25 protein-coding genes and 1 other RNA gene are annotated in these 26,725 nt (G+C 62.6%); 9 read left to right on the top strand and 17 right to left on the bottom strand.

Annotation, left to right across the window (positions count from 1 at the left end; all coding sequences use genetic code 11):
* Nucleotides 1–10: 10 nt before the first annotated feature.
* From putP to typA, 3 genes are all read right to left on the bottom strand, one after another.
* Nucleotides 11–1,489: a sodium/proline symporter PutP gene (gene putP, locus CVE41_RS03405; protein ID WP_100259386.1), complete on the bottom strand. Its 1,479-nt coding sequence runs from the start codon at nt 1,487–1,489 to the stop codon at nt 11–13.
* A 142-nt stretch (nt 1,490–1,631) separates the two neighbouring features.
* Nucleotides 1,632–2,618 carry an aspartyl/asparaginyl beta-hydroxylase domain-containing protein gene (locus CVE41_RS03400; protein WP_100259385.1) on the bottom strand — a complete coding sequence of 329 codons (987 nt, stop codon included), beginning with the start codon at nt 2,616–2,618 and terminating at the stop codon, nt 1,632–1,634.
* Between the two features lie 119 nt (nt 2,619–2,737).
* Nucleotides 2,738–4,558: a translational GTPase TypA gene (gene typA / locus CVE41_RS03395; protein WP_100261349.1), complete on the bottom strand. Its 1,821-nt coding sequence runs from the start codon at nt 4,556–4,558 to the stop codon at nt 2,738–2,740.
* Between the two features lie 255 nt (nt 4,559–4,813).
* Here typA and CVE41_RS03390 point away from each other — a divergent pair, with 255 nt between their 5' ends.
* Nucleotides 4,814–7,465, top strand: coding sequence for a TonB-dependent receptor (locus tag CVE41_RS03390; RefSeq protein WP_100259384.1), 2,652 nt, complete (start codon nt 4,814–4,816; stop codon nt 7,463–7,465).
* A gap of 213 nt (nt 7,466–7,678) precedes the next feature.
* Here the strand turns inward: CVE41_RS03390 and CVE41_RS03385 are convergent, their stop codons facing one another.
* Both CVE41_RS03385 and CVE41_RS03380 read right to left on the bottom strand, forming a co-directional pair.
* Complete coding sequence (locus tag CVE41_RS03385) at nt 7,679–10,186, bottom strand: ABC transporter permease (RefSeq protein WP_100259383.1); 2,508 nt, start codon at nt 10,184–10,186, stop codon at nt 7,679–7,681.
* Entirely contained in the window at nt 10,183–10,872 is a 690-nt protein-coding gene (locus CVE41_RS03380; protein ID WP_100259382.1) for an ABC transporter ATP-binding protein, read from the bottom strand. Before CVE41_RS03380 ends, CVE41_RS03385 begins: the two co-directional genes overlap by 4 nt.
* A 47-nt stretch (nt 10,873–10,919) precedes the next feature.
* On the opposite strand from CVE41_RS03380, the gene CVE41_RS03375 reads away from it, so the two are divergent.
* Nucleotides 10,920–11,621 (top strand): arylesterase, encoded by a 702-nt coding sequence (locus tag CVE41_RS03375; protein ID WP_232725779.1) that lies wholly within the window; start codon nt 10,920–10,922, stop codon nt 11,619–11,621.
* Here the strand turns inward: CVE41_RS03375 and recF are convergent.
* Nucleotides 11,618–12,694 carry a DNA replication/repair protein RecF gene (gene recF / locus CVE41_RS03370; protein WP_100259380.1) on the bottom strand — a complete coding sequence of 359 codons (1,077 nt, stop codon included), beginning with the start codon at nt 12,692–12,694 and terminating at the stop codon, nt 11,618–11,620. The two genes, CVE41_RS03375 and recF, sit on opposite strands and share 4 nt — an antisense overlap.
* Nucleotides 12,695–12,924: 230 nt before the next feature.
* Between recF and CVE41_RS03365 the strand changes: the two genes are divergently transcribed.
* Genes CVE41_RS03365 through CVE41_RS03360 form a run of 3 tightly spaced genes read left to right on the top strand, consistent with a single transcriptional unit; the run spans nt 12,925 to nt 13,412 of the window.
* Complete coding sequence (locus tag CVE41_RS03365) at nt 12,925–13,044, top strand: recombination protein F (RefSeq protein WP_100259379.1); 120 nt, start codon at nt 12,925–12,927, stop codon at nt 13,042–13,044.
* Nucleotides 13,045–13,077: 33 nt separating this feature from the next.
* Nucleotides 13,078–13,197, top strand: a complete 120-nt coding sequence (locus tag CVE41_RS14705) for a recombination protein F (RefSeq protein ID WP_198507709.1) — start codon at nt 13,078–13,080, stop codon at nt 13,195–13,197.
* Complete coding sequence (locus CVE41_RS03360) at nt 13,194–13,412, top strand: PspC domain-containing protein (protein WP_100259378.1); 219 nt, start codon at nt 13,194–13,196, stop codon at nt 13,410–13,412. Before CVE41_RS14705 ends, CVE41_RS03360 begins: the two co-directional genes overlap by 4 nt.
* A 37-nt stretch (nt 13,413–13,449) precedes the next feature.
* On the opposite strand, the gene CVE41_RS03355 is transcribed toward CVE41_RS03360, so the two are convergent.
* The 5 genes from CVE41_RS03355 to CVE41_RS03335 are packed head-to-tail and all read right to left on the bottom strand — an operon-like array spanning nt 13,450 to nt 16,929.
* Nucleotides 13,450–14,232 carry an SDR family oxidoreductase gene (locus CVE41_RS03355; protein ID WP_100259377.1) on the bottom strand — a complete coding sequence of 261 codons (783 nt, stop codon included), beginning with the start codon at nt 14,230–14,232 and terminating at the stop codon, nt 13,450–13,452.
* 2 nt (nt 14,233–14,234) lie between these two features.
* Nucleotides 14,235–14,807, bottom strand: coding sequence for an NUDIX hydrolase (locus CVE41_RS03350; RefSeq protein ID WP_100259376.1), 573 nt, complete (start codon nt 14,805–14,807; stop codon nt 14,235–14,237).
* A 9-nt stretch (nt 14,808–14,816) separates the two neighbouring features.
* Complete coding sequence (locus CVE41_RS03345) at nt 14,817–15,494, bottom strand: TPM domain-containing protein (RefSeq protein WP_198507708.1); 678 nt, start codon at nt 15,492–15,494, stop codon at nt 14,817–14,819.
* The gene (locus CVE41_RS03340) at nt 15,494–16,318 is read right to left on the bottom strand and encodes a TPM domain-containing protein (protein WP_100259374.1); all 825 of its coding nucleotides are present in this window, start codon (nt 16,316–16,318) and stop codon (nt 15,494–15,496) included. Before CVE41_RS03340 ends, CVE41_RS03345 begins: the two co-directional genes overlap by 1 nt.
* Before the next feature lie 8 nt (nt 16,319–16,326).
* Nucleotides 16,327–16,929: a LemA family protein gene (locus CVE41_RS03335; protein WP_100259373.1), complete on the bottom strand. Its 603-nt coding sequence runs from the start codon at nt 16,927–16,929 to the stop codon at nt 16,327–16,329.
* Nucleotides 16,930–17,065: 136 nt separating this feature from the next.
* On the opposite strand from CVE41_RS03335, the gene mscL reads away from it, so the two are divergent.
* Nucleotides 17,066–17,530, top strand: a complete 465-nt coding sequence (gene mscL, locus CVE41_RS03330) for a large conductance mechanosensitive channel protein MscL (RefSeq protein WP_100259372.1) — start codon at nt 17,066–17,068, stop codon at nt 17,528–17,530.
* Between the two features lie 48 nt (nt 17,531–17,578).
* Nucleotides 17,579–17,923, top strand: a transfer-messenger RNA (tmRNA) gene (ssrA, locus tag CVE41_RS03325).
* Between the two features lie 56 nt (nt 17,924–17,979).
* On the opposite strand, the gene CVE41_RS03320 is transcribed toward ssrA, so the two are convergent.
* The 4 genes from CVE41_RS03320 to CVE41_RS03305 form a co-directional block, all read right to left on the bottom strand.
* On the bottom strand, nt 17,980–18,234 hold the full coding sequence (locus tag CVE41_RS03320) for a hypothetical protein (protein ID WP_100259371.1): 255 nt from the start codon (nt 18,232–18,234) through the stop codon (nt 17,980–17,982).
* A gap of 149 nt (nt 18,235–18,383) precedes the next feature.
* Nucleotides 18,384–19,634, bottom strand: a complete 1,251-nt coding sequence (locus CVE41_RS03315) for an N-succinylarginine dihydrolase (RefSeq protein ID WP_100261348.1) — start codon at nt 19,632–19,634, stop codon at nt 18,384–18,386.
* Nucleotides 19,631–20,647: an arginine N-succinyltransferase gene (locus CVE41_RS03310; RefSeq protein ID WP_100259370.1), complete on the bottom strand. Its 1,017-nt coding sequence runs from the start codon at nt 20,645–20,647 to the stop codon at nt 19,631–19,633. The genes CVE41_RS03315 and CVE41_RS03310 overlap by 4 nt, the downstream gene beginning before the upstream one ends.
* Nucleotides 20,644–21,852 carry a hydrolase gene (locus CVE41_RS03305; protein ID WP_100259369.1) on the bottom strand — a complete coding sequence of 403 codons (1,209 nt, stop codon included), beginning with the start codon at nt 21,850–21,852 and terminating at the stop codon, nt 20,644–20,646. Before CVE41_RS03305 ends, CVE41_RS03310 begins: the two co-directional genes overlap by 4 nt.
* 129 nt (nt 21,853–21,981) lie before the next feature.
* Between CVE41_RS03305 and CVE41_RS03300 the strand changes: the two genes are divergently transcribed.
* Entirely contained in the window at nt 21,982–24,087 is a 2,106-nt protein-coding gene (locus tag CVE41_RS03300) for a malate synthase G (RefSeq protein WP_100259368.1), read from the top strand.
* Nucleotides 24,088–24,147: 60 nt separating this feature from the next.
* Nucleotides 24,148–24,927: a DUF2189 domain-containing protein gene (locus CVE41_RS03295; protein WP_100259367.1), complete on the top strand. Its 780-nt coding sequence runs from the start codon at nt 24,148–24,150 to the stop codon at nt 24,925–24,927.
* Here CVE41_RS03295 and rsmA read toward each other — a convergent pair.
* Both rsmA and pdxA read right to left on the bottom strand, forming a co-directional pair.
* Nucleotides 24,924–25,748: a 16S rRNA (adenine(1518)-N(6)/adenine(1519)-N(6))-dimethyltransferase RsmA gene (gene rsmA / locus CVE41_RS03290; protein ID WP_100259366.1), complete on the bottom strand. Its 825-nt coding sequence runs from the start codon at nt 25,746–25,748 to the stop codon at nt 24,924–24,926. The two genes, CVE41_RS03295 and rsmA, sit on opposite strands and share 4 nt — an antisense overlap.
* Nucleotides 25,741–26,721, bottom strand: a complete 981-nt coding sequence (gene pdxA / locus CVE41_RS03285; protein ID WP_232725778.1) for a 4-hydroxythreonine-4-phosphate dehydrogenase PdxA — start codon at nt 26,719–26,721, stop codon at nt 25,741–25,743. The genes rsmA and pdxA overlap by 8 nt, the downstream gene beginning before the upstream one ends.
* Nucleotides 26,722–26,725: the final 4 nt, after the last annotated feature.

Raw genomic sequence — 26,725 nt, 5'->3', positions numbered from 1 at the left:
AACGCCTTTCTCAGGCTTGCAAGGGGGCTGCGGATTTCGCGGTCGCCTTGCTGACCAGCCAGATCGCAACCCATGCCGCGATGAAGCCGGGGACGATCTCGTAAAGGCCGCCGTCAAACCCGGGCAGGGCGGAGTTCCAGCCCAGCGCGATCCAGCCCATTACGACCGCCGCACCGGTCACCAGCCCGGCCACCGCGCCTGCGCCCGTCATCCGGTCCCAGGTGAGCGACAGGATGATCAGCGGGCCGAATGCTGCGCCAAAGCCGGCCCATGCATTCGAGACGAGGCCCAGGACCTGGCTTTCGGGATCGCTGGCGATCCAGATGGCGGCCAGCGCCACCAGCGCCACGCAGATCCGGCCGACGTTCACGCTCTCGCGTTCGCTCGCCTGCTTGCGGAAGAACAGCTTGTAGAAGTCTTCCGTCAGAGAAGACGAGGCCACCAGCAATTGCGAACTGATCGTCGACATGATCGCGGCCAGCAGGGCTGCCAGCAGGAAACCGGTAATCAGTGGATGGAACAGAAGGTTCGCAAGGACGATGAAGATCGTTTCGGGGTCGTCCACAACGATGCCGTTACGCTCTGCGAAGGCACGTCCGGCAATGCCGATACCGATGGAGCCGAGCAGGGCCACCCCCATCCACGTCATGCCGATGTTGCGCGCATTCTTCACCTTGGCGACCGTGTCGATGGCCATGAAACGCACGATAATGTGCGGCTGGCCGAAATAGCCGAGGCCCCAGGTCACGGCGCTGATGAAGCCGAGCAGGGTCAGGCCCTGCGTCAGGCTCAGGAAACCGGGAACGTCGACTTCGGTAAGCGATCCGCCTGCGCTGCCGCCTTCGCCGAACATCACGACCAAGGGCATGATGACGAGTGCGGTGACCATGATCAGGCCCTGCACGAAATCGGTGAGGCTTACGGCGAGGAAACCGCCGACCATCGTGTAGCCCAGCACGACCAGCGCGGTGATCCAGATGCCGAGCATGTAGTCGCTCATCCCTGCGTCCGGCAGCAATCCGGCGAAGCTCGTCTCGAACAGCTTACCACCCCCGACGAGGCCAGCAGCGGTATAGACCGCGAAGAATACCACGACGATCAGGGCGGAAATTACCCGCAGGGCCACTGCCTTGTCGGGGAAACGATTGGCGAGGAATTCGGGGATCGTCAGCGCATTGCCCAGTTCTTCGGTCTGTTTGCGGAGGCGCGGGGCAACGATGATCCAGTTGAACAGCGCACCCACGAAAAGTCCGATGCCGATCCAGGCCTCCACGAGACCCGCCGCATAAAGCGCGCCCGGAAGCCCGAGCAGCAACCAGCCGCTCATGTCGCTAGCCCCCGCGGATAGCGCGGCAACCGATGGCGACAGGTTGCGACCGGCGAGGAGATAGCCCTCGCTGGTGTCGGTGGAACGGCGCCAGGCCCACAGGCCGATGCCGATCATGAGGACGAAATACAGGGTAAGCGAGATGAGTGTTCCGGTTTGCATGGGCGTGCTGGTAACAAATGCAACCGGTGCTGGCTACCGTAGCCCGGGAAGGCCCCGCTGGAGCGGACCGGGGTCGGTCAACTCTGCAGGGCATTCGAGGACTTGGCTCAGGGGCCGGCCGCGCGGTTTGACCGCGGCTAGATCATGATCCGTAGGAATCCACAGCGTCGAACAGGGCCGTAACTGCAGACCGCTCTTCCACCGACAGTTCCGGGCGCCATATCTCGAAGATGAGGACGACACGGTCCCTTGTTCCGCGGTTCACCGCTTCGTGAAGGATGGAATCGTCGAAGGTCAGAAGTGTACCTTCATGCCATTGCCGGTCTTCACCGCCCACGCGGAACATGCATCCTTCGGGCACGATTAACGGCAAGTGGCACACCAGCCGGATGTTGAGCAGGCCCAGGTGCGGTTCTATCGCTGCGCCGGCGGCCAGCTTGGAAAACATGATTTGCGGAGCGCGCTTGTCGAGCTTGAGCAGGTCGACCTTCTCAAGCGCCTTCATGGTCAGGGGGCACTGTTGTGCGTTCTCGGGAATTTCCTTCCCGCTTTCCCATAATGTGAGACTGCTCCAGTCGGGATTATCCAGCAGCCCATGTTTGGGCGGCCGTGTGGGATCGCTGTAGAGGTAGGGTCTGAATCCGTCTGCCCGCTCCATCAAGGGCAGCAGCTCATCCCGGATTTCTGCCGATCGGCTCTCGAGCTCGCTCGCCCAACCGAATTCGCTGTTCTCGTAATATCGCCGCTGGGGCAAGTCGGGGTAAAAGAAGCTGCGCGGGTTCTGCAATTCAGATTGGGCCGCGCGGCGGCCCATCAGGATATCGACTGCCTTGGCGAAGCGGGGCGGACGGCTCCCGGGACCGAAGCCAGCTTTCGCAAGCGAGCTTTCCAGATAGTCCTGAAAGCGAAGTGCCAGCCGCTGGACCGCCTCCTGGGCCCGGCCCAACTCGGCGGCGGAGACCGCGCCGGGGTTCGCCGCCGATGCCTTTAGTGCAGCCTGGTAAAAGGCATTGGCAGTCTTGTCATCGCCCGCAGCGACACGAAAATCAGCCTTGCGGATAAGCGCGCCGACATTGGCCGGCTGGGACGCGATAATCCGGTCGATTGCTGCTTCATCGTCGCTCGCCACAGCGCATGCTCCCCTGCATTCCCATCATTGACTGCAGGAGTAGCGAAGGCGGTGACCGGTTCCAAGACCGCATTGTCACCGCCATGCTTGCGCTGCGTGTCCCGCAGTCGTGCTTTTCGTCAGCCCTGAGCGGCGCGCTTGGCGCGCTTGCGCTCGTGCGGATCGAGGATGGCCTTGCGCAGGCGGATGTTCTCCGGCGTCACTTCGACCATCTCGTCGTCGTCGATATAGGCGATGGCCTGTTCCAGCGTCATCACGCGGGGCGGGGTGAGGCGGATGGCATCGTCCTTGCCGGTCGAACGGAAGTTCGTCAGCTGCTTCGACTTCATCGGGTTTACTTCGAGATCGTCCGGCTTGGCGTTTTCGCCGATGATCATGCCTTCGTAGATCTTGGCATTGGCACCGATGAACAGTTCGCCGCGTTCTTCAAGCATGTTCAGCGCATAGGCCGCTGCTTCGCCCGGGACCATGGAGATCAGCACGCCGTTTTGACGGCCTTCGATTTTGCCACGGAACGTGTCGTACTTCTCGTAGAGGCGGTTCATGATGCCCGTACCGCGCGTGTCGGACAGGAATTCGCCATGATAGCCGATGAGGCCGCGCGAGGGGGCCGAGAAAGTGATGCGGGTCTTGCCGACGCCGCTGGGGCGCATTTCGGTCAGTTCGCCCTTCCGGCGCTGCATCTTTTCCACAACCGTGCCCGAATGCTCGTCATCGACGTCGATGACGACGGTTTCGAACGGCTCCATGCGCTGTCCGTTCTCTTCACGGAACAGGACGCGCGGGCGGCTGATGCCGAGCTCGAAGCCTTCGCGGCGCATCGTTTCGATGAGGACGCCGAGCTGCAATTCGCCGCGGCCTGCAACTTCGAAGCTGTCCTTGTCCGCACTTTCGGTGATGCGGATTGCGACATTGGTTTCCGCTTCGCGATAAAGGCGATCGCGGATCATCCGGCTGGTTACCTTGGTGCCTTCGCGGCCAGCAAGCGGACTGTCGTTGACAGTGAACTGCATGGCGAGCGTCGGCGGATCGATCGGCTGCGCTTCGATTGGCGTCTTCACGCTGGGATCGGCGATGGTGTTGGAGACGGTCGCCTTTTCGAGGCCCGCAAGCGCGATGATATCGCCCGCGACAGCGCTTTCGACCGGTACGCGTTCGAGCCCGTCGAAGGCCATCAGCTTGGTGGCGCGGCCCACTTCGATAACCTTTCCATCGGCGTCGAGCGCGTGGATCGGATCATTCAGTTTCACGGAGCCCGACTGGACGCGGCCGGTCAGGACGCGGCCCATGAAGTTGTCGCGGTCGAGCAGGGTGGCAAGGAAGCTGAAAGGTGCTTCGGTGTCGAGGCCCGGTGCGGGCACGTGGTCTACGATCAACTTGAACAGTGGCTCGAGGTCGCCCGAACGCGCGGTTTCGTCGTTGCTGGCATAGCCATCGCGGCCCGAGGCCCACAGGCTCGGGAAGTCGAGCTGGTCATCATTCGCGTCGAGCGAGGCGAAGAGGTCGAACACTTCGTCAAGCACTTCCTGCGGACGCGCATCGCCGCGGTCGATCTTGTTGACGACTACGATCGGGCGCAGGCCGAGGCCCAGCGCCTTGCCGGTGACGAACTTGGTCTGCGGCATCGGACCTTCGGCGGAATCGACCAGCAGGATAACGCCGTCGACCATGCTCAGGATGCGTTCGACTTCGGCGCCGAAGTCGGCGTGGCCCGGGGTGTCCACGATATTGATACGCGTGCCGTTCCACTCGACGCTGGTGCACTTGGCGAGAATCGTGATGCCACGTTCTTTTTCCAGGTCGTTGGAGTCCATCGCACGCTCTTCGACGCGCTGGTTTTCGCGGAAGGTGCCGGACTGGCGGAAGAGCTGGTCGACCAGCGTGGTCTTGCCGTGGTCGACGTGGGCGATGATCGCCACGTTGCGTAGATCGCGGGACATGATTTTGCTTTCGTAAGGGTATCGGAGCGGCGGGCACGGATTCGGCTCTGCCAATTCGAGCGCGCCCCTAGCTTAGATGCTGCAATGCGGCAAGCTTTTGAGAGTGTGACTCAAACAGCACACCTGTCCGAACGCAACCGATCTGCCGCGCTAAATGCTTGTATGGAAACGACCAGCGCAATAATTCGACACCAGCTTGCGTGATTGTGGGGACTACGCAGCCGACCAAGTTATGGTTTTGAGAGAGGATTATTCATGAATTTCAATCGTTTCGGCCGGAAAGCGGCCGTTCGTACAGTCCTGTTGGCCGGTGCCGCAGCTATTACGCTGCCGAGCGCCGCCGTCGCGCAGGACCAGCAAGTCGCAGAGCCCGACGCCGATGAAATGGCGCTCGAGACCGAAGAGCAGGATATGGGCAACGTCATCGTTGTGACTGCGACCAAGCGCGAACAGACGCTGCAGGAAGTCCCGGTTTCGGTTTCGGTTACTTCGGGCGAAGTCATCGAGCAGGCGCAGATCCGCGACGTTCTCGATCTCCAGACCGTTGCGCCTTCGCTGCGCGTCAGCCAGCTCCAGAGCTCGTCGAACACCACCTTCTTCATCCGCGGCTTCGGTAACGGCGCCAACAACTTCGGTCTCGAACCGTCGGTCGGCGTCTTCATCGACGGCGTCTTCCGTTCGCGTACCGCAGGCGCTCTTTCCGACCTCGCCAACGTCCAGCGTATCGAAGTCCTCCGCGGTCCCCAGTCGACCCTGTTCGGCAAAAACGCATCGGCCGGTGTCATCTCGGTCGTCACACGCGAACCGCAGTACGAACTCGGCGGCAGCGTCGAGGCGGTATACGGCAATCTCAACCAGATCATCATCAAGGGTGACCTCACTGGCCCGATCGGCGAAAATCTCGCGTTCTCGGTCGACGGTTCCTACAATAAGCGCGATGGTTACGGGCGGATCGTCAACCTCGATGCTGACCTGAACGATCGCAACCGCTGGTCCGCCCGCGGCCAGTTGTTGTTCGAACCGACCGCAGACCTCAAGTTCCGCCTTATCGGCGACTACAGCCGTATCGACGAAGTCTGCTGTACTGTCGGCAACGTCCGCAACGGTCCGACCGGCGCAGCGATCTTTGCGCTCGGTGGTGCGATCGATCGTGAAAACCTGTTCAGCTACGATACCTACCTCAACCGTGAGCCGGTCAACGAAGTGGACAACTACGGCGTTTCGCTGCAGGCCGACTGGAACGTCGGCGCGCTGACCGTGACGTCGATCACGGCCTATCGCGAACTGGACAACTTCTTCGACCAGGACATCGACTTCACCAGCGCCGACCTCGCCAGCGAAGTTCGCGCTCAGGACGTCCAGACCTTCACCCAGGAACTGCGCGTGTCGTCTGACTTCGACGGTCCGTTGAATTTCCTGCTCGGCGGCTACTACTTCGACGAAAGCATCAACCAGGAAAGCGAACTGCAGACCGGTTCCGATTTCCGTGGCTATGGTGAATTCCTCGGTGCATTTATCGCCCAGGACCCGACCTTCTCGTTCAACACCATCGAAGGTGCGCTCGGCCTGCCGCAGGACAGCATCTTCAACACGCCGCTCCTGACCAGCGAAGCATATTCGATGGACAACAAGGCGTGGTCGATCTTCGGCCAGGTGGACTTCGAGGTTCTTGAAGGTCTCGTCCTCACCGGCGGGTTCAACTACACGGACGACAAGAAGGACTTTGCACTCAGCCAGGTCTCCTATGACCCGCTCGCAAACGTCAATCTCGTCGATGCGGTCATCGTCGGCCAGATCGCCGGTGCCCTCGGCATTTCGCCGGCGGATGTGACGCCGGCCGTGATCCAGGGCTTCGCAAGCAATCCGGCAACTGCGCCTATCTTCGGTGCAATCGCCGCTGCTGCGACCGACCCCACGGTCAACCCGCTGCTGGGCCTTCAGGCATTCCAGTTCCAGCCGCCGTTCGTCGACCTGCCGAACTCGATCGAAGACGGCCGCACGCGTGACGACGATTTCTCGTACACTCTGCGTCTCGCCTACGACGTCACGCAAGACCTGAACGCCTACATCAGCTACGCGACTGGCTTCAAAGCCAGCTCGGTCAACCTGTCGCGCGATTCACGCCCGGCATTCGGTGACTACATCCCGGGTCCGTTCGGTAGCCAGATCCTGGCGCCGTCCTCGCCGATCCTGAACGCTGGACTCGCTGTTCCCAACCTGACGACGGGTTCGCGCTTCGCTGGTCCGGAGCAGGCAAAGGTCTGGGAAGTTGGCCTCAAGGCACAGTTCGACCGCATGGGCTTCAACCTGGCTGTGTTCGACCAGTCGCTCGAAGGCTTCCAGGACTTCCTTTTCACCGGCACCGGCTTCCAGCTGACGAATGCGGGTGAACAGTCGGTTCGCGGTTTCGAATTCGACACGACGATCAACCCGGTCGATCCGCTGGTCCTGACCTTCGCAGTGACGCACCTCGATCCGCTGTTCGACAGCTTCGTCGACGGTCCGGCTGGTGATCTTTCCGGTCAGCGTCCTGCAGGTATTCCTGCGTGGAACATCGCCACCTCGGCGACCTACACGCATGAATTCGGCCTGTCGGGCAACCGCCTGGTCACCCGTCTCGACTACAACCACACCAGCAATACGCAGATCCTCAACGCAATCGGCGGCTTCGGCTCCGACGAGGCTGCGCGTGCGGTTGCCCGCGACTATCGCCGCGAGATCAACCTCGTGAACGCGTCCACGACGTTTGCGATGGAGAACGGTCTGGAATTCGGCCTGTGGGCACGTAACCTGCTGAACGACCAGTACATCGGCACCCTGTTCCCGAGCGTTGCTCAGGAAGGTTCGATCTCGGGTTACCCGAGCGCACCGCGCACCTACGGCGGCGTGGTACGCTTCCGCTTCTAAGCGGCGAGCACCCCTGAAACAAGGAGAAGGGGGCTTTCGAGCCCCCTTTTTCATGCCATTCATAATTCAGGTGCTGCCGGTCCCATTGCGGGACGCGTGGATCGATGTCCCGGAATCGTCACAGCAGGTAGGTTATAGGGGAAATGCGACCCGAGGGTTTGTCCCCTGACGAACCTAGCCTTGATCCCCCGCCTCAGAGCGGGGGATTTTCTTTTACAGCGCCCTCAGGGCTTGTGCGGGCTTAGCCTTCAGCAAGGGAAGCGATCCGCCCACGGCGAAGACCAGCACGGTTACAAGCCCGAGCCCGAGCACTGCCAGCACCTCGCCCCAATCGGGCAGCCAGTCGAACTCGAATAGCTGGGTTACCACGAGCCATGCGGTAAGGCTGCCAAGCCCCAGCGCCACGAGTGCGAGCGCTCCTGCAAGAAGAGCATATTCGATCAGCTGCATGACCAGCACCTGGCGCCGGTCCGCGCCCAATACGCGCAGGACGACCGTGTCATAGGTGCGCGAGGCCCGCGCCGCAGCAATCGCGCCAAGCAGCACTGCAAGACCTGCCAGAACCGCCACGCTCGCCGCGGCAAGCGTCGCCAGTCCGACCTGTTCGAGGATTGTGCGCACCTGCTGGAGGACACCACCCACCTCGATTACCGAGGTCGACGGCAATTCGCGCACCAGCGCCTGCAGAAGCGGGCCTTTCGGCGTGCCTTCGGCCAACTCAACCGTCGCCGCGAGGTTGTGCGGCGTATCGCGCAAGGCATTCGGGCTCAGCACGAAGACGTAATTGAAACCCATGCTTTCCCAGTCGACCTGGCGGAGGCTCGCGATCTGGGTTTCCACTTCCACGCCTAGCACGCCGAACGTCAGCCGGTCGCCGATTCCAAGGCCAGCCGCCTGCGCGAATTCCTCGTCGATCGAAACCAGCGGCGGCCCGTCATATGTCGCGTCCCACCATTGCCCTTCGGTCAGGCTGTTTCCCGGGGGAACGGCGTTGGCATAGGTAAGGCCGCGTTCGCCGCGAAGAGCCCACGCACCATCGGGGATTTCCTCAAGCTCGGAAGTCCGCGTCATGTCGCCTTCGGATCCGAAGGCGAGCACCGAACCGCGCAGCGCGGGAACGGTCCGTATCTCGGCGTCCGGGTCCGTCTGCAGGATCAGTTCGCTGAAGCGCTCTTCCTGTTCGCGCGGGACGTCGAGCACGAAATAGTCGGGAGCCTGCGCAGGTACGCGCTTTTCGATATTGCCATCGATGGCGCTTTGCACCGCCGCCAGGAGTACGAAAGACGCAAGGCCGAACCCCAGCGCGGTGACCAGAGCACCGGTGCTCGAACCGGGGCGATGGATATTGGCCAATGCCGTGCGGGCGATGGGGCTGGTTGGACGCGGCAGGGCAGCGGCGATCTTGCGAATGGCCCATCCCAGCAGCGCCAGAAGTGCCAGGACCACAGCCGCACCGAGGAGAAAACCGCCGGAAAGTAGGGGCTGGCTGGCCGTTACGAGCGCAAGTCCGACGATAGCAGCAAGACCCGCGATCACCACCAACAAGGCAGAGCGGTCGCGCGCCAGCGGGGCGATGTTCGATCGCATCAATGCCATCGCAGGGAAATGCCGTGCCCGCATCAGCGGAGGGGCCGCGAAGACAAGCGCGACAAGGAGTCCATAGGCCGTGGCGAGGAGCAGGGCGCCCGGATCGAAGACGAAGCCCGTATCGACCGGCAGCAACCCTTCCAGCGCCGGTGCGAGCAGCGGTACGACGGCGACGCCGACAGCAAGCCCGGCGATGCTGCCAACTGCGGCGGCTGCGAATATCTGCAACGAATAAATGCGCGCGATGTCGCGGCTCGTCGCTCCGAGTATCTTGAGGGTGGCCACCGACTGGCGCCGCGCGTCGAGATAGGATGATACGCCTCCGCCGATGCCGATCCCTGCAATCACCAAGGCCGCAAGGCCAACGAGGGTCAGGAACTCGCTCATCCGGCTGACGAAGCGGTCGGTGCCAGGGGCCGCGCGGTCGGCAGTGTCGATATCGAAACCGGCCTCGGGGAAACGCGCCTCGAGGTCTTCTTCCGTCGCTTCCAGGTCGCGGGATGCGTCGAAGGCGACCCGCGTCTTGCTCTGGTACATGGCACCGGGGGCGAGCAATCCGGCCCGCTCCGGTAGGGATTCGGGCACGATGATGGTCGGGCCCAGCTGGAAGCCTTCGCCTAGCCTGTCCGGCTCATCTTCGATGATTCCGGCCACCTGCAGTGTCTCGGTACCGATCAGGAAGGTGTCGCCCGTCTCCAGGCCAAGGCGGTCGGCGGCACCGGGCGCAATATAGGCATCGTTACCCGTAGGAGCGCCGACTTTGCGCCCGCCTTCCAAAACCAGTTCGCCATATAGCGGGTAAAGCTCGTCAACGGCCTTCAGTTCGATCGGCGCGGCATTGTCGTCCTTGCGCGCCATGGCTTGCAGGCGTGTGCCCGCCGATACCGTGCCTAGTTCTTCCAGGGCCGCGCGTTCATCCTCGTTGAGGGAACGCTGCCACAGTTCGACCTGTAGGTCGCCGCCGAGGAATTGCTGGCCATTGGCCGCCAGTTCACGCTCGATTGCAGCGGTCAGCGTGCCGATCGCGGCGAGGGCTGCCGTACCGAGGAAGATGCATACCAGCAGCAGGCGCAGGCCCTTGAAGCGGGTATTGAGATCGCGTCGTGCGATCCGCCAGGCGGTCGACCAGCTCATGCGGCGGTATCGCTCGCGATGCGACCGTCACCCAGCGTCAGGACGCGCTCGCAATGGTCGGCAAGGTCCGGATCATGGGTGATAACCAGCAGTGTCGCGCCGGTTCCGGCCCGGCGGGCGAACAGGAGTTCCACGATCTCGTGGCCCGTTGCCGCGTCGAGATTTCCGGTCGGTTCGTCCGCAAAAATGAGATCGGGACGCGATGCGATGGCGCGGGCGATCGCCACGCGTTGCTGCTCTCCGCCGGAAAGTTGTTGCGGGTAGTGGTCGAGGCGGTGGCCCAGACCGACTGCTTCGAGTTCCGCCTTGGCGCGCTCCTGCGCATCGCTTTCGCCGGCCAGTTCCATCGGTGTCGCCACGTTTTCAAGCGCAGTCATCGTCGGCAGGAGGTGAAATGCCTGAAGCACAATGCCGATGCGGCCGCGGCGCGCACGGGCAAGGTCGTCTTCGTCCATCGCGGCAAAATCCTGGCCGGCAACGCTCAGCGTGCCGCTTGTCGCGCGTTCCAGCCCCGACAGCACCGCCATCAGCGAGCTCTTTCCCGAACCCGACGGGCCGAGCAGGGCGACGGTCTCCCCATGCTTGATAGTGAGGTCCAGCCCCTTGAGGATTTCAACGGGGGCCTGGGTGGAGCCGAGGGTGAGGCGCAGGTCGCGAGCGCAAATCGCATCTTGAGAAGTGGTCACGCGGCTGCGATGGCAGATGGCACAGCAACTCTCAAGGAAGTCCGCCGATGGTTCTGCGTAGTTTGTCGATGCTTGCCGCCGCCCTGTCCCTTGCCGCCTGTGGCAGCGAGGCCGAAACCGTCGATCGGACGGGTGATACGAGCGCTGCCGCACCGAATGCCGAGGCAATCGAGGTGGCGGGGCCGGAACGGCATATCCTCGCCTTCGGTGACAGCCTGTTCGCGGGGTATGGGGTGGGTCTGGAGAACAGCTATCCGACCGAACTGGAGAGAGCGCTGCGCCAACGCGGCATCAATGCGCAGATGGTGAACGCCGCCGTATCGGGCGAAACCAGCGGTGCAGGCGCAAAGCGCCTATCCTTCGCCCTTGATGCGCAGGAAGTGAAGCCGGACCTCGTCCTGCTGGAGCTTGGCGGCAATGACATGCTGCGCGGGCTTTCGCCCGAACAGACCCGCAAGAATTTCGAGAGCATGCTTGGCGAATTGCGCCAGCGTGACATTCCCGTCGTATTGATGGGCATGCGTGCTCCGCCGAATTACGGGCCGGAATACCAGCAGGACTTCGACGAGCTCTATCCCGAACTGGCGGAGGAATACGGCGCGACGCTGGTCCCGTTCTGGCTTGAGAGCATCTACCAGGATCCCTCGCTTTTCCAGGATGACCGCATCCACCCCACGAACGAAGGGATCGATCGTCTGGTGGAGGCGACTGTAGAGCGGATCGAAGCGGCTATTCCTGCCAAGGATTAGATACGCGTGACCTCGCCGCCCTCGACCCGCCAGGTTGCGGCTTGCGGCGCGATGGTTTCGAAGGGCGCGAGTTCGGTGCCTGTCATCCAGACCTGCGCACCGCTGGCGGAAAGTTGATCGAACAAGGCTGCGCGCCGGATCGGGTCGAGGTGCGCGGCGACTTCGTCCAGCAACAGGACACCGCTGCGACCTTTGGCGGCCAGTGCGGCATGCGCGAGCGTTATCGCGACGAGCATGGCCTTCTGTTCTCCGGTCGAACTCTGCGCGGCAGGTACGCGTTTTGCTGCGTGGATCACTTCCAGCTCGTCACGATGTGGGCCGGTGAGCGTGCGCTGCGCCGCGCGGTCGCGTGTGCGGTTCTCGAACAGGGATTGCGACAGGGCGTCTGCATTGTCGGCTCCGCCCGGAGCATAGGTGAGGGCAGGGCGGGCAAAGGGCTCGGCAGGCATATGCGCGATGCTGGCCACCAAGGTATCGACCAGTGCAGCGCGTCCGGCGATAAGGCGTCCGCCGTGTTCGACCATCTGCGCCTCGATCGCTTCGAGCCATGAACTGTCCGGTGCGCGGTCGTCTGCCAGCAGCCGGTTGCGTTCGCGCAGCGCCGCTTCGTAGCGCGATGCATGGCTGGCGTGCGCCGGGTCGAGGGCGAGGGCCATGCGGTCCATGAATCGCCTGCGATCGGCGGCGGGGCCGGTGAACAAGCCATCCATTGCGGGTGTGAGCCACGTTAGCGCGAGCCACTCCCCGAGCGCAGAGGCGGTGGCTTCGGCACCGTTGATCCGGACCTTCCGGCGACCGGGATTGTCGCTTTCCGTATAGGTGCCGAGGCGAACGCTTTCACCTTCCTGCGAGAGATCTGCACCGATTGCGAAGCCCGTCGCAGCGCCGTGGGCCACCATGTCGACCAGTGCCGCGCGCCTCAGTCCCCTTCCGGGCGCGAGCAGGGACAGCGCCTCCAGGACATTGGTTTTGCCCGCACCGTTCTCGCCAACCAGCAGGTTGAAACGCGCCGTATCCACCAGGTCGGTAGTGGCATGGTTGCGAAACTGGGTGAGGGAAATGCGCTCGAGCATGGGCCCGAAAGCGTTAGCGCGGGGTGCCTCCTACCGCCAGCAATTTGGCGAAATCCAAATGTTGGCGAAATTTCCCAACCTTTCGGATTGATGAACGAAACCTGTCTGGCAGATTAAGCGGACATCCGCAGAAATCTGCCGTTCTTCGAGTTTGGCACGCCTGTTGCAATCATTCTGGTGTCCCCCGGAAGGTCCGGCGGGACGCAGAAATCAAAAAGGGAGTATCACTCATGTCCGCTTTCGCATTCGACACCAACAAGGCTTTCGCAGCTGTCTTCGCACTCGGCCTCTCGGCACTCAGCATGGCTTTCGCAATCATCCCCGCCACACCCGCTGGCCTCGTCGCCTGATCGCCACCCAACCCATTGGAAGGAAACAATCTTATGTTCGACAATGAAAACATCGGTAGCCGCGTCATGGCCGCTGCCGTTTCGGTAATGATCTCGGCCGGCTTCTTCGCCACCGCCATTGCCTATGCCACCCCGACCGGAATGATCGCATGAGCGAGCTTAAATTCCGCGACGACAATGCAGTGCGCCCCAGCCGCAGTTTCAAACTGGACCGCACAAATGCAAAGATGATGGGTGTATGCGCCGGTATCGGCCGCTACTTCGGGATCGACACCACGCTGGTTCGCGTCGGTTTCGTCCTGGGAACGCTGCTCGGCTTCGGCAGCTTCATCCTGATCTACCTGGCGATCGGATTGATCGCAGACTGACAGAGGACGCGGGGGCAATACCGCGTCCTCTAATCCGTCACATGGCCGAGATACCGCCGTCGAGCTTGAGCTCCGCACCGGTCATGAAACGGCTCTCGTCACTGGCGAGATAAACCACCGCATTGGCGATATCGTTCGGCTCGCCAACGAACCTGAGCGGGATCTGCCGGGCGAGTTTTTCCAGCAGCACATCCTTATCCAGTCCCGAATGTCGTGCCGTCCCGTCGAGGATCGGCGTATCGACGAATGTCGGGTGGATGGAATTGCAGCGGATCTGCATCTGCTTCTTGGCGCAATGCAGCGCAATCGACTTCGACAGCATCCAGACTGCAGCTTTCGACGCATTGTACGCAGGCATCGTGTCGCTGGCGATGAGGCCGGCGATCGAGGAAATGTTGATGATCGAACCGGGCGCGTGCTCGCGCATCAGCGGCAGGGCCTTCTGGCAGCCGTGGAAGATCGAATCGACATTGACCGAAAAACACCGCTTCCAGTCGTCGAAATCGCAGGTCTCGATATTACCGGCGACGCCGATACCCGCGTTGTTCACCAGCACATTCAGGCCGCCGAGTTCCGCATCGGCGGTTTCGACCACACGCTCCCAGTCTTCGGGGTTGGTTACGTCGTGCTGGACACCATAGGCATGGCCTGCACCCATCTCTTCGACGATTTCGGCGGCGGTCGCTTCGGCGCCTTCACCATTGATATCGGTGCACAGCACCCGCGCGCCTTCTTCGGCCAGCCGTCTTGCATGGGCACGCCCGAGGCCTTGCGCCGCGCCGGTCACCAGCGCCAGCTTGCCTGCACACCGTTTCGCCATTCCTACTCTCCCGATAACATTGCGTGCGATGCCATCAGCATCGCGATCCTTACATCCACACCGTGACCCATCGCGCGCCAGCGGGCAACGAATTCCGCGAGTTCGGTTCGCGGGACGCGGTGGACGACGATGTCCTCGCTATCCGTACCGCCGCCGTCGCCGACCTTCTCCAGGCCATAGGCGCGCATGAGCGTGAAGCTTTCACTCACCATTCCGGGGGAGGAATAGAATTCGCCGAGGTTTTCCATGCGAGCGGCGCGGTAGCCGGTTTCTTCCTCCAGCTCGCGCGCCGCGGCGTCTTCGGCGCTCTCGCCGGATTTGCCTTCATCATCGCCGATGAGACCGGCGGGAATTTCCAGGCAAATCCGCCCCAGCGGCACGCGGTATTGGGAAACGAGGATCACATGATCCTCCTCGTCGATGGCGATGATGGCAGCGGCCCTGATCCCGCGCGAGCGGCTGGCGTATTCCCAGCGGCCACGGCGCTTGGCGGTGACGAAATGTCCCTGCCACATCGTTTCTTCAGGCTTGTCGGCATCCGCATCGCGGCCCGGCACTTCGATAGGTTCGGCCATGCGGCCTCCCTAGACTTCGATGAGGCGGTCGGGCAACTCGTTCACGTCGTCGTCTGCGCGGGGGAAGTGCTGCGAGAGGACTGCGCCGACATCGCGCACGCCTGCCGCGAGGCCTTCGGCAATCCGGCCCTCTTTGATTTCCGCAAGCATGTCAGCCATCGCATTGCCCCAGACTTCCGCATCCACTTTCGCTGCGATCGGTTCGTCAGCGACGATCTCTGCGCGGTGCTCACGCATCGAGAGATACAGCAGGACACCGGTACGACCATGGGTGCGACGCTCCGCGCCGACCTTGAAGTGCTTGACCGCTTGCGCGTGGACCCGCGCAAATTTCACCGGTCCGGGGATCAACGCAAAGCGGAGTGCATCCCACAGCTGGATGGCCCATGCGGCGACGAAGGTGATGAGGCCCAACGCGATGGTCAGGCTGGCAATCTCGCCCGTGGTCCATTCGTGACGCCACCCGCCGAAGAGCGAATCCCACAAGTCCTGGAAGGGCACTGGAAAGAGTGCGAACAGGCTCATGGCCGTAAAGGCAAGCGCAATCGCCCAGACCAGCGAGACGTCGGTGTACCCGTCGCTGCGGTCGGCGAGGACGGTAACGATCTCACCCGCAGTCGTCTCTTCTGCCGAAGCGACCGCATCCGATACGATCTTGTGCTGCTCTGCGTTCAGATAGCTTGCCATTACCAACCCCCCGATGCGCCGCCGCCGCCGAAGCTGCCACCGCCGCCGGAAAATCCGCCGCCGCCGAAGCCTCCGCCAAACCCGCCGCCAGAGCCGCCACCCCAGTCATCGCCGCCCGACAGCGCGCCGCGCGCGATGGCCGAGCCGACTTCCCAAAGAATGATGTCGCGTGCGGTGTTGCCCCACGGACCGCGCTTGTAGCGCCGCCTGCGGCCTCGACCGGTCAGCATGGGCAGGATGAAAAAGAAGAAGATGAAACCGAACCAGATCAACCCGCCATAGGGGAAGCCGCTATCGGCTTCGCGAGTCTGGCTCGCCTCTGCAGCGATCCGGCGTGCTTCGTCCTCGGGCAGGACCAGCTGGCTGATGATCGCATCGGCGCCGGCATTGATACCGGCGGGATAATTGTCGTTCCGGAACTCGGGAAGAATGGCGTTCTGGATGATCACCGAGGAGAGGGCGTCCGTGAGGATGCCTTCAAGGCCATAGCCGACCTCGATGCGCACCTTGCGTTCGTTCGGAGCGACCAGCAGCAATGCGCCGTCGTCTCGGTCGGTGTCACCAAGCGCCCACTCGCGGCCCAACTGGTAGCCGTAGTCGGCAATGTCGTACCCTTGCAGGTCGGGGATGGTCGCCACGACGAGCTGGCGCTGCGACTGGTCCTCCAGCGCGGCCAGCTTCTGCGTCAGCTCTGCCTCTTCAGCCGGACTAAGCAAGTCCGCCTGGTCTACCACCCGACCAGTCAACTCGGGAAAATCCTGCGCCAGGGCAGGGGACGCAAGCAGCGCCCCCGCCAAGGCGAGCAAGGCATGCAGGTGCCGCATCAACGCGCTCAGTTCGAGGTCATGTCGATGGTCGGAGCAACTTCGGCGCCTTCCGTCGCAGCCTCGTAAGGAACCAGCGGTTCTGCGCCGTGGATGATGTTCGCGCCGATGGTGTCGGGGAAGGTGCGGATCGTCGTGTTATATTCGCGCACGGCTTCGTTGTAATCGCGAATGGCGACTGCGATGCGGTTTTCCGTGCCTTCCAGCTGGCTCTGCAGCGCGAGGAAGTTCTGGTTCGACTGAATCTGCGGATAGGCTTCGAAGCTTGCGAGCAGGCGGCCAAGGCCCTGTCCAAGCTGGTTCTGCGCGGCCTGGAATTCGGCCATCTTTACGGCATCGCCAAGATCGGCAGCGTCGATATTCACGCTGGTGGCGCGGGCACGCGCATCGGTAACCTCAGTGAGGATCGTGCGCTCGTTCTCGGCAGCGCCTTGCGCCACTTCGACGAGATTAGGGATCAAATTGGCACGGCGCTGGAACTGCGCCTCCACATCGGCCCACTTCGCCTTGGCGTTTTCTTCTGCTGCCGGAACCGAGTTGATGCCGCAGGCCGAGAGAGCCATTGCGGCCGCCGCAACAATAGCGACGCGGAAGCTGGCGAAACGTGTCATCGAGAAACCCCTTTTTCGAATACTGTTTTACCTAGATAGCACGGTTGCAGCCCCGTTCAAGGATTCCAGCGCTTGTAGACCTGGATCAATTTTGGCAGGAATTGTTCATCCGGGTCGCAGCGGAGGGACACTAATTATGCTCAAGGATTTCAAGGAATTCATTGCCAAGGGCAATGTCATGGAACTCGCCGTCGCAGTGATTATCGGCGGGGCATTCGCCACGATCGTAAAATCGCTGACCGACGAGATCATCATGCCGATAGTTGGCGCAATTTTCGGCGGTGCCGATTTCAGCCGCTATTTCATTCTGCTCAGCACGCCTGAAGGCTATGAGGGTGCGATGGACGATTACGCCGCCCTGCAGGAAGCGGGCGCGGCGATGATCGGTTACGGCAGTTTCATCACGGCAATCATCAATTTCCTCATCCTTGCTTTCATCATCTTCCTGCTTGTTCGCTACGCCAAGAAGGTGATGGCCGAATTCGAGGAGAAGGAAGAAGAGGCACCCGCAGGCCCGAGCGAGATCGACCTGCTCAAGGAAATCCGTGATGCGCTGAAAGGCGGCGCTCCCGGTGCTCCCAAAAACGGGCCGATGGGATAAGCGATTCCGGTGCATGAAGCTGGCGCTTTGTGCACCGCATGCGCCCGCTCACTTCACATTAAGGCTTTGATCGCTATATGGGTCCTGTCGGTTTCGGCCGGCTATGGCGATAAACTGCGCTGTGCAATAGGTACAACGGACCCGGGGGCAGTACCCGGCGGCTCCACCATAACCCGCGGTAAATGCGCGGTTTTTGACGGGGCCGAACTAGGATCGACGTGTGCTGAAAGACAGTGTTTTTGCCCGGGCTGAAAACCCCGTAAAACTGTTCACAACACACAAGTGCCAACGATAACGAAGCACTCGCAATCGCTGCGTAACCTGACGGCCTAACGGCCTGATCTTACAAAGCTAAAGCGCGGTTGGACCCACCGGGCAACAGAAGCGGAATCCGGGGCTCCGGGGGTAGCTAGCAACAGAAACCCCCACCTTCATTGTAGAGTTCGAAACTATTCCGAGGCTGGACCCTCAGCCTCTTCGGCCTTGCGCGCTTCGGTCTCGTAGCGGATCGCATCGAGGATTTTCGCACCGCCCAGGAACACAGCGCCCGCGGTGGCTGCCATGAGCAGCCAACCGCCGACGCCGGGGTATTCGACCGTGTAATGCGCGCCGCGCGTCATGGCGCCAAGCGCAAGGGCGTAGATGATCAGGAACGCTTCGAAGCGTGTCTTGATCACGAAAAGCCGCTTGATCTTGGTCCACATGGGTGTGTGCGCTTCCTCGATTTGTTAACTTCCGGTTGCTTGTTCGGGCGGGTTTCGACGCCAGCCTGCGGCTTCCGGTGGTTAATGCAACAAGGAGTGTAGGCGCGGCGCGGAAGCCGAGTCCAGCGCGTTAACCGTGTTCGGATGCTTTAAGCGAGAGTGTCCAAGGACAGGACAGATAGCAGCGCCTCGCGCGCTTCGATCACTGTCTTTGCCAGGGCATCGCTGCCGATATCGACCGGATCGATCTGTTCCGGCCAGTTTTCCGCCACGACCGCCTCTACGCGCTCCAGCTTGGCCTCATCCAGCATGAAGCGTGGATCGACTGTTGCCGGATCGGCTACAACCCGCAGGCGCAGGCAGGCGGGGCCGCCGCCATTGGCCATCGATTGCTTCACAACCACCGGGATGACCTTGCGGATGGGGCCATTCGTCGCGAGCATATGTTCGCACCACGACCAGACTGCAGCGCTTTCCTGGCACTCCGTCGGCACGACGAGAGCCATCTCGCCGGTGGGCAGGGTCAGCAGCTGCGCATTGAACAGGTAGGTCCGGATCGCTTCTTCGAGACTGACGGCGCTTTCAGGCACCTCGACCACCTGCAGGGCGGGGAAAGCCGCTGCAATCGCGTCGTACGCGCCCTGCTTGTCGGCAAACGCGCGTTCGTGAGTGAACAATACGCGCTCATTGGCAACGGAGACCACATCATTGTGGAACGCGCCTGCTGCAATCGCTTCCGGGTTCTGTTCGATAAACACGCATCTTGCCGGGTCCAGCCCGTGCAGGCGAGCGACCGCGCGGCTGGCCTGTTCGTGCTGGCGCGCGGGAAATTTTCCGCCCTGCGTGCCGTAGACGAACACTTCCACGCCCTCGGCGCCGTGTCCTTCGCAAAAGCGCATATGGTTGGCTGCACCTTCATCGCCGAAGGTTGAAAGGATGGCGTCATGGACAGCGAAATGCTTGGTGTCGCCGAACGCGATGTCGAGCTGCGCCTTGGTGTCGCGCCATTCCTGCGCGCGGTGGGCCATCGTCACGAGATTGGCAGGCGTCAGGTGACACCGCCCGTCTGAGGTATCGGGAGCGGGGCTGACGGTGGCGGCGTTGGCGGTCCACATCGAACTGGCCGACCAGGCTGCTGCGATCAGCTGGCGCGGGGCTTCTGCTCCTAATGCCAAATCGCGGATCAACCCGAGGTTGGGTCGCGGCAAGGGCAAGAGGAAACCCTGCGCAAGGCCGAGCTCCATATTGGAGCGCATCTTGCCAAGGCCCTGAAGGGCCGCCGCGCGCGGATAGCTGGTATCCCCGCCATGGCTGGAACTGGCGATATTCCCGAGGCTAAGGCCGGCGTAATTGTGGCTTGGCCCGACGATGCCGTCGAAATTGATCTCGACGAGGCTCATCGGGCGACGCTCCATACTTCGTCACCCTTGCCGACGCCGAGCGTCTCGGCGGCAGTCTTGTCGATCGCAACGCTGCCGTCATCTCCGAATGCGCGCAGGCCATAGCAGCTGCGGAAATCGTCGAACTTGCCGGTGGCAAGGAGGGCACGTTCGCCTTCCTCAAGATTGGTCGCGGAAACGGTGGCGGCCTTGGCGTTCGCGATGCTTTTCACATTGTCGGTGCGTGCCGTCATTGTGGGGCCGCCGTCGAATATGTCGACATAGCCTTCCGCCGCGAAGCCTTCGTTCTCGAGCATCCGCATGGCTGCACGGCCGCTGGGGTGCGGCACGCCGATGACCTTCTTCGCCTCCTCATCCAGCATTGCGATATAAACCGGGTGCTTGGGCATGAGATCAGCAATGAACTGGTTGCCGTTGATGGCGTTGAAATAGTCCGCTTCCTGGAAGGTCATGCCGAAAAAACGCCCTGCAACTCCGTCCCAGAAGGGCGATCCGCCGCGATCGTCGATCACGCCGCGCAATTCGGCGAGGACACGGTCGGCAAAACGCGCGCGGTGCATCGCCACGAAGAGATAGCGGCTGCGCGCCAGCAGGAGGCCGAGACCGCCAGCCCGTTCGCCCGGGTGCAGGAACAGGCCACCGACTTCGCTCGACCCTTCGAGATCGGTCGTGAGGCTGAGCATTTCCGCGCGCACGGTGCGGTCCAGTTCCTGGCTGTGCTGCGTCAGCGTGGTCATGCGATAGCTGTAGAACGGCCATTGCTGGCCGACTTGGGTGAAGAGCTGGCAAGTGCCGCGCACCTGCCCGGTCTCGGTGTTTTCCAGCACGAGGGTGAACTGGTCGTCGCCAAGCTCGTCGTCGGTGCGCGAGAACGCAGCCTCGGCGCGCTCCAGCTTGCGGGTCAGCGCCGCCCTGTCTGCCGGCAGGTTGGTAAAGCCGCCGCCCGTCAGCTTGGCCATCTCGTAAAGGTGTTCAAGGTCGCTGATATGGGCAGCGCGCAGGCGGAAAGTCACAAATGGTCTCCGGTGGAAAGCTTGGTCAGGACCAGCGCGGACAATGCCGCGCGTTCCCGCAAGGATGGGACGATCATGAATTCGTCCGGTGAATGGATTGCCCCGCCGCGCACGCCCATGGTGTCGACCACGGGGACGCCGGTGGCAGCGATGTTGTTACCATCGCAAACCCCGCCGGTGCTCTTCCAGCCGATCTCCTGGCCGAGCTCGGCACCGCAGGATCTTACGAGATCGAACAGACGTTGGGCTTTCTCGTCGACCGGCTTGGGCGGACGGGTGACGCCTCCGTGCCGGTGGATGCCGACTTCGTGATCGGCCTCGATCATGCGCAGGATCGCGTCGAGTTCGCCGTCGAAGCGGTTCATCGCATCGGTCGATTTTGGACGGATGTTGAAGCGCAGGATGGCAAGGTCCGGCACGACATTGTTGGCCGCACCGCCTTCGATCTTCGCCGGGTTTACGGTGATGTCGTCCGCCTCGAGCGCCTTGATCCGCAGCACCAGGTCGCTGGCAGCGACGATGGCATTGCGGCCATCGTGCGGATTGCGTCCGGCATGGGCGGACTTGCCAGTGATCGTGATCGAGTAATTGCCCGTCCCACCGCGCGCATGGGCCAGCGTTCCATCGGGCAGGGCGCTCGGCTCGTAGGTCAGTGCGGCATACTTCCCGCGCGCCAGATCCTCAATGAGGCTGCGGCTGGCGAGACTACCGGTTTCCTCGTCCGAATTGATCATCACGTCATAGCCGACGCGCTTGGAGCCTTCGATCGTCTCGAACAGCTTGAGCGTGTGGAGGATGACGTTGAGGCCGCCCTTCATGTCGGCGGTGCCGGGGCCGTTGATCGTCTCGTCGTCCAGCCACACGGTTTCCTGAAACGGATGGTCGACTGGGAAGACGGTGTCCATGTGGCCGGTCAGGACGAAACGCCGCTCGGCCTCGGGGCGCACCCGCAGGAGCATGTGCCTGCCATGGGGCTTTTCATACTCGCGTCCGTCCGCGCTGATGGCGGTTACGGTGGCGGGTTCGACCAGCTCGACCTCGCCGGGTAGGGCGCTGAAGGCATCGCCAAGGACGCCGGCCATTTTCCCAAGGCCTTCGATGTTCGCGGTGCCGGTATTGATGGCCGCCCAGTCCTGGACTTCGCGCAGCATGGTGTCTGCATCGATTGCGTCGAGAAGGGCTTGCGTGGCACTGTCCGGTTTCATCGGCAACTTCCTTAGTCGGGATGCGCCAAGTGTCCACCCCGCCGCTTGCAATCGTCAACCGCTGGCGGCATACGTCGGATCGCTCCTCCCCGGGTACACATCGCCATTCGAATACCCCAAGGGAGTTCCATGACAGATTACGTGACGCGCGCAGGGATCGAAGTCGATCCGGCTCTGGCCGCCTTTATCGAAACCGAAGTGATCGCACCGCTCGGACGCGATACGGATGATTTCTGGGCGGGTTTCGCCGATCTGCTCGGCACGTTCGCGCCCCGCAACCGCGCCCTGCTGCAGAAGCGCGAAGATCTTCAGGCGAAAATCGATGCGTGGCACACGGAGCGTGCGGGCCAGCCGCATGATGCGAAGGCCTATCGCGCATTTCTCGAAGAGATCGGCTATCTCGTGCCCGAGCCGGGCGACTTCACCATCGGGACCGAGAATGTCGATCCCGAGATCGCGACGATGGCAGGGCCGCAGCTCGTGGTGCCGATCCTCAATGCGCGCTTCCTTCTTAATGCCGCGAATGCGCGCTGGGGCAGCCTTTACGACGCGTTTTACGGCACCGATGCGCTCGACGCCCCTGCGGCGCGGCCCGGCGGGTATGACGAGGATCGCGGCGCGGCGGTGATCGCGAAGGCCAAGGCTTTCATGGACGAGGCCGTACCGCTGGCGGGCGGCAAGAAGTGGTCCGAACTGGCGGACGTCAAGAACAACGGCATTCCCCTAGCCGATCCGGCGCAGTGCCTCGGTTGGAACGACAAGGCCTGCCTGTTCAAGCACAATGGCCTCCATATCGAGGTTGTTTTCGACGCCGACCACCCGATCGGTCGCAGCGATCCGGCCAACATTGCCGAAATCAATCTCGAAGCGGCGCTGACCACGATTGCCGATTGCGAAGATTCGGTCGCCGCCGTCGATGCGGAAGATAAGCTACTCGCCTATCGCAACTGGCTCGGCGTGATCCGGGGCGATCTGTCCGAAAGTTTCGAGAAGGGCGGAAAGACCGTCACGCGCGCGCTGGAAGGCGACCGCACCTACACCGCGCAGGACGGCAGCGAATTTTCCCTCCCTGGTCGCAGCCTGATGTTCGTCCGCAATGTCGGTCACCTGATGACAAATCCAGCCATGCGCTGGGACGGCGGGGATATACCCGAAGGCATTATGGATGCGGTCGTCACCTCGGCCATCGGCGCGCACGACGTCGCCGGCCTCGGCAAATACGGCAATTCGCGCAAGGGCAGCATCTATATCGTGAAGCCCAAGATGCACGGGCCCGAAGAGTGCGCTTTCACCAACGACCTGTTCGATGCGGTGGAAGACCTGCTCGGCCTGCCGCGCCACACGGTCAAAGTGGGTGTGATGGACGAGGAACGCCGCACTTCGGCCAACCTCGCCGCCTGCATTCACGCGGTGCGGGACCGGATCGTCTTCATCAACACCGGCTTCCTCGATCGCACGGGCGACGAAATCCACACCTCGATGCGTGCAGGACCGATGATGCGCAAGGGCGAGATGAAGTCGTCCGCCTGGCTCAAGGCGTACGAAGCACGCAATGTCGGCATCGGTCTTGCGCACGGGCTTTCTGGCCGCGCGCAGATCGGCAAGGGCATGTGGGCTGCCCCCGACCTAATGGGCCAGATGATGATCGAGAAGATCGGTCACTTGCGTGCCGGTGCCAACACGGCCTGGGTGCCGAGCCCGACGGCGGCAACGCTCCACGCGATCCATTACCACCGCGAGGACGTGTTCGAGATCCAGAAGGGTCTCGGCGATGCGGCCAAGCTGGAAGAACTGCTGACCATTCCGCTGGCAGACGGCACGAACTGGTCCGAAGAGGAAATCCGCGAAGAACTAGACAACAATTGCCAGGGCCTGCTCGGATACGTGGTGCGCTGGATCGATGCAGGCGTGGGCTGTTCCAAGGTGCCGGACATCAACGATGTCGGCCTGATGGAAGACCGCGCGACGCTGCGCATTTCCAGCCAGCATATCGCAAACTGGCTGCTTCACGGCGTCATTTCCGAAGACCAGGTGATGGACAGCCTGCACCGCATGGCCGCCAAGGTCGACGAGCAGAATGCAGGCGACCCGTTCTACGAACCCCTTCTGGAAAACCAGGACGGTGCTGCTTTCAGCGCCGCCAAGGACTTGATCTTCAAGGGTGTCGACCAGCCGAGTGGCTATACCGAACCGCTGCTCCATGCCTGGCGCTTGAGGAAAAAGGCGGACGCTTGATGCCCGGCTGAAGCTGTAGCAGACTGCCTCCTACCGGACTGATCGAGAGGAGGCGGGACGATGGACGCGGCAGGCGAAGCACAAATCGCGCCGGTGAGGGTGGCGACCAATCTGTCGCTGGCCGATCTCGGCAAGGCCTTGAAAGCGGGCCTCGCCGATTTCCTCGCTTGCCCAATATACGGCTTGTTCTTCGCCGCGATCTATGTCGCGGCAGGGCTGTTCCTCTATGTCGCGGCGGTCGAATGGGGCGAGACGATGTGGTTCGTTCCCGCCGTCGCGGGCTTCCCGCTTGTCGCACCATTTACTGCAGTGGGCCTTTATGAAGTAAGCCGTCGGCGCGAGGCTGCCCTTCCGGTCAAATGGGGCGCAGTCCTCGGGGCTGTGAGGGGAAAGGGCGACGAGCAGCTCATCATGATGGGCGGCATCGTCTTCGTCGCCTTCAGTTTCTGGATGATCATCGCTCACGGCATTTTCGCGATCTTCATGGCAGAATCGGGCGTCGGCGCTGAGTCGGTAGAGGCGTTCCTGACCCCTGCGGGGTTGGCGATGCTGGCCGTTGGCACGGCGGTGGGCGCGATCATGGCGCTGGCGTTCTACGCGGTGACTGTCGTCAGCCTGCCGATGCTGGTCGATCGCGAGGTGGATTTCCTGACGGCGATCATCACCAGTCTCGCTGCATTCCGGTCCAACAAGTTCATGCTCACCCTGTGGGCGGCGATTATCGCCTTGTCGTTGCTGTTCGCCCTGGTCCCGGCGTTTCTGGGTCTGCTGGTAGCACTACCGATTTTCGGCCATGCGACCTGGCACCTCTATCGCAGGATCGTGCGCGAAGTGGCTTAGGCGGAAAGGATCCGCGCAAGATTCACGAAATCGTCGACGAAAAGCGTTTCCGCGCGGCGCTGGGAGTCGATCCCGACCTGTTCCAGCGCTTCCACCGCACCGGGCACGCCTTTCAGGCTCTGGCGCAACATCTTGCGGCGTTGACCGAACGCGGCTTCGGTGAGCCGCTCCAGCACCCGCGCGCTGACGCCCTCGGGCATTTCGCGCGGTTCGACGTGAACGATAGCGCTCATGACCTTGGGCGGAGGGGTGAAGGCGCTGCGATGGACCTTCATCGCCATCTTCGCCGCGCTGCGCCATTGGGCCAGCACGGCAAGGCGGCCGTAAGCGGAATTGTCGGGGGTGGCCGCGATGCGCTGGGCGACCTCCTGCTGGAACATCAGTGTAAGGCTGGTCCATAGCGGCGGCCAGCTTTCCCCTCCAAGCCAGCGCACGAACAGCGCGGTTCCGACATTGTAGGGCAGGTTGGACAGGACGGCGAAAGGCTCGCCGCCCATGATTTCCGCATGATCGAGCTTCAACGCGTCGCCTTGGATGACCTTGAGTTTGCCGGGAAACGCCTCGCCCAGTTCGGCAAGTGCGGGCAGGCAGCGGCTGTCCATTTCTACCGCCGTGACGTCGGCACCCGCGCGCAACAGGGCGCGAGTGAGGCCGCCCGGTCCGGGCCCGACTTCGAGTACTTTCCTGCCGGCGAGATCGCCCGGAATAGCGGCTATCCGGTCCAGCAATTGTTCGTCGAACAGGAAATTCTGGCCGAGCGCCTTGCTGGCGCTGAGTCCGTGGCGGGCGATAACCTCGCGCAGGGGCGGCAGATCAGTCATGGCGCGCGCGCCGCTGCGCCATTTCGCCTGCCATGCGCAGGGCGGCGATCATCGCACCGGGATCGGCGATGGCCTTGCCCGCGATATCGAAGGCAGTCCCGTGATCGGGGCTGGTCCGCACGATAGGCAGGCCAAGCGTCATATTGACGCCCTCGTCGAAATCGAGCGCTTTCAAGGGTATCAGCGCCTGGTCGTGATACATCGCCAGCGCTACGTCGAAGGTGGCGCGCGCGCGCGGCGTGAACAGAGCGTCTCCGGGGTGAGGGCCGCTCACGTCGTAACCTTTTTCGCGCAATGCCTCGATCGCGGGGCCGATGATGCGCTGCTCCTCATCGCCGAAGCGGCCGTCTTCGCCGGCATGCGGGTTGAGGCCGCAAACTGCGAGGCGCGGGCGTTCGAGGCCGAAATCGCGTTGCAGGGCCTGTGCGACGATGCGCGCACGGTGGCAGATCAAGTCCACGCTCAACCGGCCGGGCACTTCGGCGAGGGCGCAATGAACGGTCAGCGGCACGGCGCGCAGGCTGGGACCGGCAAGCATCATCACAGCATCTTGCTGGTCGAGCGAGCAGGCAGATGCGAAGAATTCGGTCTGGCCAGGATGGTCGAAGCCGACCTTTGCGAGTTCGGACTTCGCGATGGGGGCCGTGACGAGCGCTCCAGCTTCCCCCTCGAGCGCGAGTTGAGTCGCGCGTTCAAGGGAGTGCAGGGCCAGCCTCGCGCCATTTTCGGTCGGTTCACCCGGCCTGTACGGTTCGTCTTCCAGCCCGAGCACCGGAAGCGCTCGCCCGAAAACCTGCGCTGCTTGCGAGGGATTGGTAATGCGCTCCACCGGAAGCGAGGTGCCTAACGATTGCGCCGCTGCGGCAACGACGCCTGCGCCGCCCACCACAAAGAAGGGGGCGAGTGTTTCCGCATCCCGGCGCGCCCAGGCGGCGGCGATGATTTCCGGCCCGATCCCCGCAGGGTCGCCCAAGGAT

Origin of the sequence: Qipengyuania seohaensis, assembly GCF_002795865.1 — a bacterium.
Classification (GTDB): domain Bacteria; phylum Pseudomonadota; class Alphaproteobacteria; order Sphingomonadales; family Sphingomonadaceae; genus Qipengyuania; species Qipengyuania seohaensis.
This window is presented reverse-complemented; position numbering and strand designations above follow the sequence as displayed.

Bases quoted from the DNA above. Each gene is read 5' to 3' on its own strand.
- putP (WP_100259386.1), bottom strand. From the start codon at position 1,489: ATGCAAACCGGAACACTCATCTCGCTTACCCTGTATTTCGTCCTCATG.
- typA (WP_100261349.1), bottom strand. From the start codon at position 4,558: ATGTCCCGCGATCTACGCAACGTGGCGATCATCGCCCACGTCGACCAC.
- CVE41_RS03390 (WP_100259384.1), top strand. From the start codon at position 4,814: ATGAATTTCAATCGTTTCGGCCGGAAAGCGGCCGTTCGTACAGTCCTG.
- CVE41_RS03385 (WP_100259383.1), bottom strand. From the start codon at position 10,186: ATGAGCTGGTCGACCGCCTGGCGGATCGCACGACGCGATCTCAATACC.
- CVE41_RS03375 (WP_232725779.1), top strand. From the start codon at position 10,920: ATGGTTCTGCGTAGTTTGTCGATGCTTGCCGCCGCCCTGTCCCTTGCC.
- recF (WP_100259380.1), bottom strand. From the start codon at position 12,694: ATGCTCGAGCGCATTTCCCTCACCCAGTTTCGCAACCATGCCACTACC.
- CVE41_RS03365 (WP_100259379.1), top strand. From the start codon at position 12,925: ATGTCCGCTTTCGCATTCGACACCAACAAGGCTTTCGCAGCTGTCTTC.
- CVE41_RS14705 (WP_198507709.1), top strand. From the start codon at position 13,078: ATGTTCGACAATGAAAACATCGGTAGCCGCGTCATGGCCGCTGCCGTT.
- CVE41_RS03360 (WP_100259378.1), top strand. From the start codon at position 13,194: ATGAGCGAGCTTAAATTCCGCGACGACAATGCAGTGCGCCCCAGCCGC.
- CVE41_RS03355 (WP_100259377.1), bottom strand. From the start codon at position 14,232: ATGGCGAAACGGTGTGCAGGCAAGCTGGCGCTGGTGACCGGCGCGGCG.
- CVE41_RS03350 (WP_100259376.1), bottom strand. From the start codon at position 14,807: ATGGCCGAACCTATCGAAGTGCCGGGCCGCGATGCGGATGCCGACAAG.
- CVE41_RS03345 (WP_198507708.1), bottom strand. From the start codon at position 15,494: ATGGCAAGCTATCTGAACGCAGAGCAGCACAAGATCGTATCGGATGCG.
- CVE41_RS03340 (WP_100259374.1), bottom strand. From the start codon at position 16,318: ATGCGGCACCTGCATGCCTTGCTCGCCTTGGCGGGGGCGCTGCTTGCG.
- CVE41_RS03335 (WP_100259373.1), bottom strand. From the start codon at position 16,929: ATGACACGTTTCGCCAGCTTCCGCGTCGCTATTGTTGCGGCGGCCGCA.
- mscL (WP_100259372.1), top strand. From the start codon at position 17,066: ATGCTCAAGGATTTCAAGGAATTCATTGCCAAGGGCAATGTCATGGAA.
- CVE41_RS03320 (WP_100259371.1), bottom strand. From the start codon at position 18,234: ATGTGGACCAAGATCAAGCGGCTTTTCGTGATCAAGACACGCTTCGAA.
- CVE41_RS03315 (WP_100261348.1), bottom strand. From the start codon at position 19,634: ATGAGCCTCGTCGAGATCAATTTCGACGGCATCGTCGGGCCAAGCCAC.
- CVE41_RS03305 (WP_100259369.1), bottom strand. From the start codon at position 21,852: ATGAAACCGGACAGTGCCACGCAAGCCCTTCTCGACGCAATCGATGCA.
- CVE41_RS03300 (WP_100259368.1), top strand. From the start codon at position 21,982: ATGACAGATTACGTGACGCGCGCAGGGATCGAAGTCGATCCGGCTCTG.
- CVE41_RS03295 (WP_100259367.1), top strand. From the start codon at position 24,148: ATGGACGCGGCAGGCGAAGCACAAATCGCGCCGGTGAGGGTGGCGACC.
- rsmA (WP_100259366.1), bottom strand. From the start codon at position 25,748: ATGACTGATCTGCCGCCCCTGCGCGAGGTTATCGCCCGCCACGGACTC.